General features: G+C 58.5%; 8 protein-coding genes and 1 pseudogene. 4 read left to right on the top strand and 5 right to left on the bottom strand.

Annotated features, from left to right (window positions below; all coding sequences use genetic code 11):
- Nucleotides 1-18: 18 nt before the first annotated feature.
- From actP to AC3I0A_RS14080, 5 genes and pseudogenes are all read right to left on the bottom strand, one after another.
- On the bottom strand, nt 19-1,683 hold the full coding sequence (gene actP, locus AC3I0A_RS14100) for a cation/acetate symporter ActP (protein ID WP_489372462.1): 1,665 nt from the start codon (nt 1,681-1,683) through the stop codon (nt 19-21).
- Complete coding sequence (locus AC3I0A_RS14095) at nt 1,680-1,994, bottom strand: DUF485 domain-containing protein (protein ID WP_489372460.1); 315 nt, start codon at nt 1,992-1,994, stop codon at nt 1,680-1,682. Before AC3I0A_RS14095 ends, actP begins: the two co-directional genes overlap by 4 nt.
- Nucleotides 1,995-2,092: 98 nt before the next feature.
- Nucleotides 2,093-2,872 (bottom strand): crotonase/enoyl-CoA hydratase family protein, encoded by a 780-nt coding sequence (locus AC3I0A_RS14090; RefSeq protein WP_150804923.1) that lies wholly within the window; start codon nt 2,870-2,872, stop codon nt 2,093-2,095.
- 25 nt (nt 2,873-2,897) lie between these two features.
- Nucleotides 2,898-4,535, bottom strand: coding sequence for a long-chain-fatty-acid--CoA ligase (locus AC3I0A_RS14085; RefSeq protein WP_489372459.1), 1,638 nt, complete (start codon nt 4,533-4,535; stop codon nt 2,898-2,900).
- 375 nt (nt 4,536-4,910) lie between these two features.
- A pseudogene (locus AC3I0A_RS14080) lies at nt 4,911-5,897 on the bottom strand (OprD family outer membrane porin); the annotation flags it as partial.
- Nucleotides 5,898-6,086: 189 nt separating this feature from the next.
- Here AC3I0A_RS14080 and AC3I0A_RS14075 point away from each other — a divergent pair.
- The 4 genes from AC3I0A_RS14075 to AC3I0A_RS14060 all read left to right on the top strand — a co-directional run bounded on the left by AC3I0A_RS14075 (nt 6,087) and on the right by AC3I0A_RS14060 (nt 12,562).
- Nucleotides 6,087-7,103: an AraC family transcriptional regulator gene (locus tag AC3I0A_RS14075; RefSeq protein WP_489372457.1), complete on the top strand. Its 1,017-nt coding sequence runs from the start codon at nt 6,087-6,089 to the stop codon at nt 7,101-7,103.
- A gap of 580 nt (nt 7,104-7,683) precedes the next feature.
- Nucleotides 7,684-8,775 (top strand): IS630 family transposase, encoded by a 1,092-nt coding sequence (locus tag AC3I0A_RS14070; protein ID WP_489372455.1) that lies wholly within the window; start codon nt 7,684-7,686, stop codon nt 8,773-8,775.
- 708 nt (nt 8,776-9,483) lie between these two features.
- Nucleotides 9,484-11,205 carry a type I secretion system permease/ATPase gene (locus AC3I0A_RS14065; protein ID WP_489372454.1) on the top strand — a complete coding sequence of 574 codons (1,722 nt, stop codon included), beginning with the start codon at nt 9,484-9,486 and terminating at the stop codon, nt 11,203-11,205.
- Nucleotides 11,198-12,562 carry an HlyD family type I secretion periplasmic adaptor subunit gene (locus tag AC3I0A_RS14060; protein WP_489372453.1) on the top strand — a complete coding sequence of 455 codons (1,365 nt, stop codon included), beginning with the start codon at nt 11,198-11,200 and terminating at the stop codon, nt 12,560-12,562. The genes AC3I0A_RS14065 and AC3I0A_RS14060 overlap by 8 nt, the downstream gene beginning before the upstream one ends.
- Nucleotide 12,563: the final 1 nt, after the last annotated feature.

The following is a 12,563-nucleotide window of genomic DNA, read 5'->3' as shown; positions in this document are numbered from 1 at the left end:
TGGAGGTCGTTCAGATAGTCAATGTTGCGCCGCTTGATTGGCGCCCCAGCCAGTTTCGGCGCGTACGCTCTGCGGTTCGAACGCGGTTCTTTCAAGGTTTGCAGCTGGGCTACGATCAAGGCACGAGACTACCCAGGCGATACCGAAGGCCAAGGGCATCGAGAACAGCGCGGGGTAGTCGAAAGGAAAGATGGCTTCGGGATGATGCAGCACCTTGACCCAGACACCGGGAGACAGCACGACCAAGGCAACAGAGCTGATAAGGCCGGCCAGGCCGCCACAAATGGCTCCCCGGCTAGTCAATCCCTGCCAATACATGGCCAGCAGCAGTATCGGGAAATTCGATGAGGCGGCGATGCCAAATGTCAGCGCAACGAGAAACGCCACATTCTGACCTTTGAAGACAATCCCCAAGGCAATGGCGACTATGCCCAGACCTAGTGTTGCCCAGCGGCTGACACGCATTTCATTGCGGCTGGAGGAATTTCCCTTGCACAGGACATTGGCATACAGGTCATGGGAGAGGGCTGAAGCACCGGCCAGGGCCAGACCGGAAACTACGGCAAGGATGGTGGCGAAGGCCACGGCGGCCAGGAACCCAAACATCAGGTCGCCACCCAGAGCCTGGGCCAGGTGCATGACTGGCATATTGCCGCCACCGAGTAGCGTGCCGCCTATAATCCCCTGTTCGAAGAATCTCGGTTGTTGTCCGACGATGCTGATCGCCGACATTCCCAGCACGCAGACCACGATGAAGAACAGCCCGATCAAACCAGTGGCCACAAAAACCGACTGGCGCGCTGCTTTGGCATCCGGAACGGTAAAGAAACGCATCATGATATGCGGCAGGCCTGCCACCCCGAACACCAGACCCAGACACATCGAGATGATGGAGAGCGGATCACTGGCGAACTTCAACGGCCCGAGTATTGCGCTACCGCTCTGGTGACTGGCAACCGCGCTGTCCACCATGCGCTCCAGGCTGAAGCCAAAGTGCTTGAATGCCAGCAGCGTCAGGAACAGGCCGCCGCCGAGCAGCAGGACAGCCTTGATGATCTGCACCCAGGTCGTGGCGACCATACCGCCGAATGTCACATAGACCACCATCAACACGCCGACGCAGATGACCGCGACCTCGTAATCGAGCCCGAACAACAGGTTGATCAACTGACCGGCGCCGACCATTTGGACGATCAGATAAAAACAGACGATGATCAGCGAACTGCAGGCTGAAAACACCCGTGTGCCCACCGGGTCGAGGCGGTAGGAGATGATGTCGGCGAGGGTGAAGCGTCCAAGGTTGCGCAGTCGCTCAGCCATCAGAAACATGATCAACGGCCAACCCAGAAATGCGCTGACGGAATAGATCATGCCGTCGAAACCGGTGCTGAAGACCATGCTTGAAACACCGAGCAGAGTCGCCGCCGACATGTAATCCCCAGCAATCGCGAAGCCGTTTTGCACACCGCTGATTCCACCCCCCGCCGTATAAAAGTCGGCCGTCGAGCGTGTGCGCCCGGCAGCCCAGTAGGTGATGCCTATCGTGGTGATAACGAAAGCCAGGAAGATCACAATCGCCGTAATATTAGGAGCGCGGGTGCTCTGAAGCGAGGCCTGCGCAACCGCCACGAAGCTGACGGCGGAGAGTAGGCTGAATACCGTTACCCGAGTGATGAGCTTCATGGCCGTACCTCCTCAAGCAGCGCCTGGGTCAACTTGTCGAACTCGTTATTTGCGCGCAGCACGTATAGGCCTGTCAGCAACCATGAACCGACAATCAGGGTTAATGCAGCCCAGATTCCGATGGTCAGGCTGCCGCTACTCAAGGGCACATGTGTCAGCAGTTGCGGTTGCCACGATACCGAAGCGATGAACAGGAAGTAGAGGCCCAGTACCACGGCGCTAAAGGTAAAGGCCAGTCGGCTGCGGCCCAGCACCAGGGAGTGATACCGAGGGTTTTCGCGGATCTTCTGATAAACGAGGTTCGATGACATGCTGCCGCTCCTTAATACCTGAGAGGTGATCGGGTGGAGTTTTTTGTTATGGTCCTGCCACGACGGTGGCAGGTGATGCATGACGGCCCTGAACGGGCTCAGACTCTAACTTTTTCGGTGCGCTTCTCGACGAAATCTCCGAGACGCCGCTGAACATCGTGTCCGGTCTGGACCACCGCAGCCATCAAGCCCTCGGCGAAGAGACCGTCAGTTGAGGACATGTCGGCAATGCGGTTGATTGAGCTGACGATGGCGTAGTTGGACAGCGCGGCGTTCGAGGCAATACGTTGGGCCAACTCGATGGCCTGTTCGAGCACATCCTGGCCTTGCTCGCACAGGTAATGGGCCAGACCCAACCGATGCCCCTCGCGGGCGTCGAGTACGCGTCCAGTCAGCATCATCTCGACCATCCGGTTGGCGGAGATGATCCGGGCCACGCGCACGGTGGCGCCACCCCCGGTAAAAATACCGCGTTGGCCTTCGGGTAGAGCGAAGTAGGTGGTGGAATCTGCCACCCGCACATGGGCAGCGGCAGCGAGTTCCAGCCCACCGCCGACAACCGCCCCCTGCATGGCCGCAATCACCGGGATGCCGCCATGCTGAATTTTGTCAAAGGCGCGGTGCCACGCCTGACATACACGCATGAAATCAATCGCCGAGCGCTCTTTGTCATGGTGTTCTTTAAGGTCCAGGCCGGCACAGAAATGTGGGCCCGCAGCAGCCAGTACGATGGCGCGCACGCTCGTTGGAACCGTGGAGAAGAAATCATCCAGGGCGGCAATCGCCTGTTCATCCAACGCGTTGCGTTTCTGTGAACGATTGAGCGTGACGATCGCGATGGTGCCGCGCAGTTCGATTTTCAGGAAGGGCTCGTTCATACAGACTCCAGATAGCAGTGATGGGTCAGGCTTGTGCCTGGTTCAGGGGAGGGTTCTGTGTATCGCCGCCAGTCGATGACTGGCGCTCGTAGTGATCGCGATACCGCTCGCGCAGGGCCAGTTTGAACAGCTTGCCGGTGGCGGTCAGGGGCATGTCCTCGATGAACAGGACGTCATCGGGTATCCACCATTTGGCAACCTTGTGTTCGAAGAAAGCCAACAACTCAGCGGCATCGGCTTGCGTGTCAGGCTTGGCAACAACGACCAGCAGAGGGCGTTCACCCCAGCGTTGGTGATCGCAGGAAATGCAGGCGGCCATGTGTATTTTGGGATGGGCCATGGCGATGTTTTCCAGGTCGATGGAGGAGATCCACTCGCCACCAGACTTGATGACATCTTTGCAGCGGTCGGTGATCAGCAGGTACCCGTCTTCGTCGATGGTGGCCATGTCACCGGTGTCGAACCAGCCTTCGGTCAGCGCCGTTGAGTCGCTCTGGTAGTAATCACGGACCACCCAATTGCCACGCACCATAAGGTTGCCTGGCTGTTGTCCGTCTCGGGGCCGGGCTATGCCAACTTCATCGACCGTGCGCATTTCGATGCCGAACAACTCGCGTCCCTGCTTGGCCAACACCCGGGTTCTGCTTTGATTGTCCTCGCCATCGTGCTTGGGCAGCAGGCGGCAAGCCGTTCCCAGGGGCGACACTTCGGTCATGCCCCAGGAGTGAGTGACATCGACGCCTAGCTCATGGAGTGCGCTGAACATCGCTGGCGGACAGGCTGATCCTCCGATGTAGGCTCTGCGCAGGGTCCGCGGTCGCTGACCACTGGCCTGCAGGGTTTCGATGTAGCCCTGCCAGACTGAAGGCACGCCTGCTGAAAAGGTCACGCCTTCGCCGTCACAGAGTGCTTGCAGAGATGCGCCATCCAGCCGGCTACCGGGCAGGACCAGCTTGGAACCCGCCATTAGCGCCGTATAGGGCAGTCCCCAGGCGTTGACGTGAAACATGGGTACCAGCGGCATTACCACGTCGTGTGCGGAGATCCCCATCGCGTCGGGATGAGAGGCGGCGTATGCCTGGAGCAGCGTGGAGCGGTGGGAGTACAGGACGCCCTTGGGTTGCCCGGTGGTTCCCGAGGTGTAGCACAGACCCGAAGCGGTGTTCTCATCGAACTCGGGCCAGTGCTCGAGGGCGTTGGCCTGGCGAAGCAATGCCTCGTAACTCAGAGAACCTTCGGCAGGGTCGACGTCGGTTAGCGCGATCCAGTGACGCACGCTTGGACATTGCCCGGTGATCTGAGCGATCAGCGCCGCGAAGCCGATGTCGTAACACACCGCGACGTCCTGGGCATGATTGATGATGTAGACAATCTGTTGCAGATGCAGCCTGGGGTTGATGGTATGACAGACCGCGCCGAGCCCTGAGACACCGTAGTAGATTTCCAGATGGCGATAGCCGTTCCAGGCCAGTGTGGCCACGCGATCACCCTGACATACTCCCAGCTCCAGCAGAGCACCGGCCAGTAGTTTGCTGCGCTGCTCGCAGGTGACATAGGTGTAACGATGGAGACTGCCATCGGCAAGCTGCGACACCACTTCATGGCTACCGGAGTTACGCGCCGCGTGGCTGATGATCGAAGAAATGAGAAGAGGTTGGTTCATCATTCCGCCATGTAACAGCATGGTTAAGTCTCCATTGTTTTTATTAGTGAGTAGTCTTTTGGACGGCTGGATAGAGTGTTTCGGTTAGCGGCAGACTTGCATTACCTGCCACTGTGTTGTGATCTGTTTAATGGTGTCTCTTGGTCAAGGTCGCTTTAACTATTGCTACAGCTCTAGCTTAGCCAGTGAGGTATCGGGCTGAAATAACCTGATCCGCCTATGTATTTGCATATCACGCCAAACTTGTTCGATGCAGGGATCGTTTTAGGCTATGCAGTACGCTTGGGGGATATTGGCCATATGAAGGAAAGCGCGGGGCGTGGCCTGCAAGCGCCGCGTCCCTGGTGCGTTCGTTAACTGGATGAGCCCAGTTGTTTACCAGATAGGCAGGCTATAGCTGACGATCAGGCGGTTTTCATCCAGGTCGCTGCCGAAGTTGGTCGAGCGCACCGTGGAGTTGCGCCATTTCACCCCGAGGTTTTTCAGTGTGCTGCTCTGGAACACATAGCCGATATCAGTATCGCGTTCCCACTCCTTGCCCTCTGGACGGTTGTTGCCCAGGTCGATATCGGAGCCGTTGATGTAGCGGGTCATGAAGGTCAGCCCGGGGATGCCAATCGCGGCAAAGTTGTAGTCGTAGCGGGCCTGCCAGGACTTCTCGTCCTTGTTGGCGAAGTCACCGATCTGCGCGAAGTTCACCAGGAACGCATCGCTGCCATTGACGTAGGCAAAGCCGGTGTCACCGCTCATGCGCTGATAGCCGAGACCAAGGGCGTGACCACCGAGGTTGTAGGTGAACATCGCACCCAGCGCCCGGTTGTCGACGTTGCTGCCACCATCGTCGGTGGAGCGGGCAAAGCGCAGATCGCTCTTGAACGACTGTCCCTGGGTCACCGGCAATAGGAAAGTCAGGTTGACCATATGCTGGCTGTAGAGGTTGTCCAGATGGCCGTAGCTGTAGCCGGTATTGAGGTTGCTGTTCCACTTGTAGTTCAGGCCGGCGAAATCGAACCGATCGCTGCTGACATGGCGGGTGCGGATGTTCTTCACGCCCGTGGTGGTGATGGCCATGTCCTGATAGTCCGATGAATCGCGCTGGTTGACCTGGGTCAACCGGCCGGCATCCAGGGTCAGGCCTTCGAGCTCCAGCGAAGTCAGCTGGCCGCCCTTGAAGGTCTTTGGCAACAACCGTGAGTCGTTGGCCAGGAGGGTCGGCACCTTGGGTTGCAAGGTACCGAGTTTCAGCACGCTTCTGGAGGCGCGCAACTTGGCGGTCAACCCCAGTTCGCCGTACTCGTCCTGCGCACCCCGGGAAGTATCGCGGTGGCGTTTGAGCAAACCGGAGCCGGCACGATCGGGGCTGGGTGCTGCAGTTCCTGATTGGCTTGTATTACCTGTCACTTGTGTTTTGATATGGCTCTGGGTCCGGGTTGCGATCGGTGTCGATTGAGCCTTAGCTTAACCAGCTACTTATCGGGCTTGAAATAACCCGATACGCCGATTTATTTGCATATCACGCCAGTCTGGCGATGCGCAGGGGAGTGGGGACGCGTGGATCATCCGGTGGATAACACCTTGTCTATGACCTTTGTCCAGGGACTGTTACAGGGGGCTACCAGTATCTGTAGCCGCACCGACATGCAGGGTTTTGTCACTGCAGCTGGTATCGCCCAACACTTGCTGGGAACGCCAGACGCGAGGGTGACCTACGATCAGTTTGTGCGCTTGTACCAGCAAGTGGCCGTGGGCAGTGGCGACGAAATGATGGGGTTATGGTCCAGGCGCATTCGCAGTGGCACGCTCAAGTACTTGTGCTTGAGCCTTCTTGACGCGAGTTCCCTTTCCAACGCCATGTACCGTTTCACTCGATTCTGGAACTTGTTGCTTGATGACTACCAGCTCGGTTACACCGAAGACTCGGGCAGGATTGTGATTTCCCTCGAAGCACGTGACAGCACCGCCAAGCTACAGCGCTTCGGCCATGAGTTAATGATGAAGCTGGCTCATGGTGTTGCGTCATGGTTGATTGGGCAGGAAATTCCTCTGCGCAGCGTAATGTTTTCCTTTCCACGGCCGGTGTATGCCTCGGAGTACATGCACATGTTCTCTGCGCCGATCAGCTTCCAGCAACCCTGTACAACACTCTGTTTTGACGTTGAGTGGGGGGAGCGGAGGTTTCGCCGCAATAAGGCCGAACTAATGCCCTTTCTTAAGGCCGCCCCGCGCTACTGGTTGTTCACCACGTTGAAAGAGCGTTTGGTGGCTCAGCAGGTGCGCCAATACTTACTGTCGAACCTGAAGCACGATGAAAGTTTGCAGGGCGCTGCCAGTGCGCTGCTTATGTCCACTCGCACATTGACCCGCAGGCTTAAGGAGGAGGGTACTAGCTACCAGCTGGTCAAGGACGCCTTACGTCGAGATATCGCCGTGCAGCAGCTGATTCACACGGGTCTCTCGATCACCCAAATTGCTTTGGGATTAGGCTTTGACTCCAACGCAGTATTCCATCGCGCGTTTCGGGGGTGGACAGGCAGTACACCTGGGGCTTATCGGTGCACAGGTGAATGAGGCCTGTCCGGTTCGGCACGTTGGCGAGCATTGCGCATGTCCAGGACCTGCTCTACCTCTCGCAGCACCTCATCGCTGATAGTTCCGTGATGACGCAGTTCAATGATGTCCTTGCGTTCAGTCCGGTTCTGCTGATTAATACAGATACTTCGTGTGCAGCCTATAGATAGGGGCGGTGTACGATGATTTCAGACTCAGTACCGACGGCTTGGCCAAGTCCAGAATCCGTGTGGCTCGAACGAGTTTTTTATCGATGAGAGTTGTAAAGCGATAAAGTGCAACTCGTATGAGTCTGACGACTTTTTGAGGGGGCGTTGTTTTGTCCGACTAAAATGTCCAATGTCGCGTATTGAGATCACTCGGCGTTGACAGCAGTCAATAGCCGGAAAAACAACAAACCGTTTTATTCATTGCGTATGGATTATTCCTAAGGTGAAAACCCAGAGGGCCTCAGTCCACGCGGGATACCGAGGATTGAGGATCAAACAAAGTGTGCCTAGTGTTCCGTGCGGATAATTAATTTATCTAAATGAACAGTGGAGATATACTGCGGGCCCAACGTCATGGATTGATTATGCGCATGGCCCGTCCCACTTCTCCCTTTGCTCTAACCTCCTCCGATCTCGCCACTTTGCAGGGCTGGCTACGGATGGGCACCTTGAAGCAGAACCTCGCACAACGCGCGCGAATCCTGCTGCTCCTGGCCGATGGTTTGACACCCAAAACGATCAGCGAACAGATGCAGGTAACGCCGCCGACGGTTTTCAAATGGCGCAAGCGCTACCTGGAGGCCGGGATTGAAGGGTTGACCGACCTGCCTCGCAGCGGCCAGCCGCATAAGCTCAGCGCCCAAAAGATGAAGGAAATTCTGACGCTGACCACCCAGCGCGTACCTCGTGAGGCGACGCATTGGAGTGTGCGCCTGATGGCCAAGTACGCGCAGGTCACCACGTGGCAAGTTCGGCAGGTCTGGGCCGCCTCCGACCTCAAGCCGCATCGCCTGAAGACGTTCAAGATCAGCAACGATCCCCTTTTTGCCGACAAGGTGGTCGATGTGGTCGGGCTTTACCTGAACCCGCCGGATAACGCCTTGGTGCTCTCGGTTGACGAGAAAACCCAGATCCAGGCACTGGATCGTACTCAACCGATGTTGCCACTGCGTCCGGGCCAAATCGAGCGTCGAACCCACGATTACAAACGCCACGGGACGGCAAGTCTGTACGCTGCTTTTGACATCTTGACGGGCAAGGTCATCGGGCGGATTACCCAGCGTCACCGGGCCAAGGAGTTTCTGGCCTTCCTGCAACAGATTGATCGCAGTACGCCCGCCGAACTGGATCTGCATGTGATCCTGGACAACAGTTCGACCCACAAGACCGTCGCGATCAAGCAGTGGTTGGAGAAGCATCCCCGCTTCAAGCTGCACTTCACGCCGACCAGCGCCTCATGGTTGAACGCCGTGGAAGGCTGGTTCGCTCAACTGGAAAGACGAGCCCTGTATCGAGGGGCGTTTACCAGCGTCACCGATTTGAAGGCAACCATCCGCCAGTTTATTGAAGTGCACAACGAGCACTCAGCGAAACCATTCAAGTGGAACAAAACCGCTGAGACCATCATCAGTTCGGTGCATAAGGCAAAGCTGGGGGCGATAAAAAATAGATTAATGAATTAACCGTACAGGCCACTAGATGGCCGGAAAATCACTGATTGATAAACGGAATTTCGTCAGAGGTGTAGTAATCAACAATATACCCAGCACGAAAATTCCGGCCATTTACAGGTCCACGCGAGGGGCGCTTAAGCAGATCAAATAATTAATCCTTTAAAATCATAACGTTATGGATGTTCAAGGCATTCTGTATATTTCACGTTGCTCACACGGGCACTGGGTAGCCAGGCCCTTAAACAGTTCTCTGAATCTGACATAGCCTGTCGTTTAACTTATGGGCAATGTTGAATGCTCATGAGATTTCGTGCCCCAGTCCGAATGCTCGCCCCCTACGCTTCATCGATCTCATCTGTTCATAACCCCCTGTTCATGGAGCCTGCTTACCCAATAGCAGCGATGGACCGAAGCAGACGTTATCGAGGCCGATGGACCACCGTACGACCAGTGCTGCGCAATGCGTTGAGCGAGGTCGAGCGACAAGCGATCGTGGCGCTGTGCAACATTCCCGCCCGTCACCCACATGAAAACCCGGCCCGTCGAACCGGCACTAACCCGAGGTTGCGTTGTCAGTAATTGGCTTCTGTAGCGACGAGGATCGTCTCTGATAGCGGCACGTCAGGCTACGTTTAGTGTTTTCTCCAATGCCTTAGGGCAAAACGCTTGCGATGGATTGCGTCCTGGACCGACTTTTCCTTTTGCGGGCGACATTCTATGGGTTTGCTTCTCGATCCGCGTCATGACATTGATGCCGCTTTATTAAGCTATCGCCGGGTGTTCTGGTCGCTGGCGCTGTTCAGTGGCGTGATCAACCTGCTGGTGCTGGTGCCGTCGCTCTACATGATGCAGGTGTACGACCGGGTCCTCACCAGCCGCAACGAAACCACCTTGTTCATGCTCACCTTGATCGCCTTGGGACTGTTCATGTTCAGTGCCCTGATCGAGTGGGTACGCGGCGAGGTGATGATTCGCATGAGCGCGGGGCTGGACGATGCCCTGGGCGAGCGGATTTTCGACGCCGCCTTCGCCCGCAGCCTGCGCGAGCACAACGCCAACCCGGCGCAGGTGCTCACCGATTTGGCGACGCTGCGGCAGTTGATCACCGGCCAGGGCCTGATCGCTTTGCTCGATGCACCCTGGCTGCCGATCTTCCTGCTGGTGGCGTTCATCTTTCATCCCTGGTTCGGCGTGCTGACGCTGGTTCTCGCCCTGGTGCTGATCGGTCTGGCACTGTGGGGTGAGTTGGCGACTCGAGCGCGTCTGGGCGAAGCCAATCAGCTGGGCGTGCAGTCGTCGATTTATGTAAACAGCACGTTACACAATGCCGAAGTCATTCAGGCCCTGGGCATGCTCGGGCCGTTGCGCCAGCGCTGGAGCCTGCTGCAGCAACGCATCATTGCCGCCCAGGCCCATGCGAGCGATCGCAGCACGCGTATCACTTCGACGACCCGTTTCGTGCGCATCTCCGGGCAGTCGCTGGCCCTGGGTCTGGGCGCGTTGCTGGTGCTCGAAGGCCAACTGTCGGCGGGCATGATGATCGCCATGTCGCTGCTATTGGGGCGTGCCCTGGCGCCCGTGGAAATCGCCATTGGCTCGTGGAAGCAATTCAACTCCGGCCGCCAGAGTTACCAGCGCCTGAGCCAACTCCTTGCCCAGCACCCGCGTGAGCATCTGCGCATGCCTTTGCCGCCGCCCACCGGCGCGGTGCGCCTGGAACAGTTGTATGTGGGCCCGCCCGGTGCCTCGCAACCGATCCTGCGGGGCATCAATTTCAGCCTGGTCAAAGGTGATGTGCTTGCCGTTGTCGGCCCCAGCGCCAGTGGTAAATCGACACTGGCCAGGGCGCTGGTCGGGGTATGGCCGGCCATGGGCGGGTCGGTGCGCCTGGACGACGCCGAGATCAGCCAATGGTCCCACGACGCCCTGGGCCCACACCTCGGATACCTGCCGCAGGACATCGAGCTGTTCGACGGCAGTGTGGCCGACAACATTGCCCGCTTCGGTGAACAGAACGCCGACAAGATCATCGCCGCCGGGCGTCACGCTGGCATTCACCAGATGATCCTGAGGTTCCCCAAGGGCTACGACACGCCGCTGGGCCCCGGCGGGCTTGGCTTGTCCGGCGGACAAAAGCAACGCCTCGGCCTGGCCCGCGCGCTCTACGGGCGCCCGTCGCTGATCGTGCTCGATGAGCCCAACTCCAACCTCGATGAAGCCGGCGAGCTGGCGCTGGTGCAGGCCATCAGTGCGCTCAAGGCTGCTGGCAGCACCGTGGTGCTGATTACCCACCGACCTAATGTACTGGCGGTGGTCGATCACATCCTGGTGCTCAAGGATGGCACTCAACAAGCATTCGGTCCACGGGATCGGGTGCTCAAGGCATTGATGCCGGGGCCTAGACCGGACGCGGTCAGGGAGGCTGGCGAAGATGCATGATCTGACCCCTGGGGCACAAACCGAGCAAGGCCTGAGCGTGCGCAGCACCACAACGCTGCCCAGCGCCAGTACCGACGCCGGCGGTGCGGCACGCTATGGTGTGGGTTTCCTGGTCCTGACGCTGGGCGGCTTCCTGCTCTGGGCCTGCCTGGCGCCGCTCGACCAGGGTGTCGTGGGCAGCGGCACCGTGGTGGTGGCGGGCGAGCGCAAGGCTGTGCAGTCGTTGGTCGGCGGGGTGGTGGAAAAGCTGCTGGTCAGCGATGGCGACCGCGTCACCCAGGGGCAGTTGCTGGTGCAGCTCAATACGGTGCAGGCGCAGTCGCAACTGGACGTGACCTTGGGCAAGTTGCTCAACGATCGCAGCGTCGAGGCGCGATTGATTGCCGAGCGCCTGGGTTCTGCCGAGATCCAATGGCCCGCTGAACTGCTGGAACATGCCGACGAGCCGCGGGTCAAGGCGGCCATGGCCTTGCAGAGCCAGTTGTTTCTGACTCGCCGCGCAGAGCTGGGCAGCCGCTTGCAGATCATCGAACACGAAGCCGCGGCGTTGCAGCAGCAATTGCTTGGCTACGAAGGCGTCAAACGCAACTACGACGCGCAGATGCGCTTTCATCAACAAGAACTCGAAGGCCTGCGTGATTTGGCCCGTGAAGGCTACGTTCCGCGCAACAAACTCTTCGAGGCCGAGCGCAACGCGGCCCAACTGGCTGGGCAGATTGCCTCTGGCGTGGGCGATGTCGGCAGGACCCGCCAGGCGATCAACGAAAGCCGGCTCAAGGCCCTGCAGGCGCAACAGGAATTCCGCCGCGATGCCGAAACCCGGCTCAGCGAGGTCTCTGCCGAGGCGGCAGGTTATGCCGATCAGATTCGTGCGTTGCAGTTTGAAGTCGACAACGGTGCTATCCGGGCGCCAGTGTCCGGGCAGGTCATGGACGTGAGCATCCATACGGTCGGGGGCGTTGCCCAGGCCGGACAGACCCTGATGCAGGTGGTGCCGCTGGATGCGCCGATGGCGATTACCGCGCGTTTCGAGCCGCTGATGGCCAATAAATTGCGCCCGGGTCTGCCGGTGCATGTGCATTTCACCGCCCTGCAACGGGTGGATACGCCGACAGTCACCGGCACGGTGACTACGGTGTCGGCGGACCAGTTGATCGATGAACAGACGCACCAGCCGTACTTCTCCGCCAAGGTCGAGATTCCCGCCGACACCGTCGCCTCGCTGCAGGCCGCCGGCCTGCTGGTGCGCCCCGGCATGCTCGCCGATGTCACGGTGGTCACGGGCGAACGCACCTTGATGAATTACCTGATGAAACCACTGCGCGAACGCTTGCTTGCGGCCTTCAAAGAGGAATGAG

Source organism: Pseudomonas sp. KH_024_B2 (assembly GCF_057839965.1).
Note: the sequence above shows the minus strand (reverse complement) of the source record. Positions and strands in the feature narration are given on the sequence as shown.

Coding starts and splice junctions, on each gene's coding strand:
- AC3I0A_RS14070 (WP_489372455.1), top strand. CDS start 7,684: ATGGCCCGTCCCACTTCTCCCTTTGCTCTAACCTCCTCCGATCTCGCC.
- AC3I0A_RS14095 (WP_489372460.1), bottom strand. CDS start 1,994: ATGTCATCGAACCTCGTTTATCAGAAGATCCGCGAAAACCCTCGGTAT.
- actP (WP_489372462.1), bottom strand. CDS start 1,683: ATGAAGCTCATCACTCGGGTAACGGTATTCAGCCTACTCTCCGCCGTC.
- AC3I0A_RS14065 (WP_489372454.1), top strand. CDS start 9,484: ATGGGTTTGCTTCTCGATCCGCGTCATGACATTGATGCCGCTTTATTA.
- AC3I0A_RS14085 (WP_489372459.1), bottom strand. CDS start 4,535: ATGAACCAACCTCTTCTCATTTCTTCGATCATCAGCCACGCGGCGCGT.
- AC3I0A_RS14060 (WP_489372453.1), top strand. CDS start 11,198: ATGCATGATCTGACCCCTGGGGCACAAACCGAGCAAGGCCTGAGCGTG.
- AC3I0A_RS14090 (WP_150804923.1), bottom strand. CDS start 2,872: ATGAACGAGCCCTTCCTGAAAATCGAACTGCGCGGCACCATCGCGATC.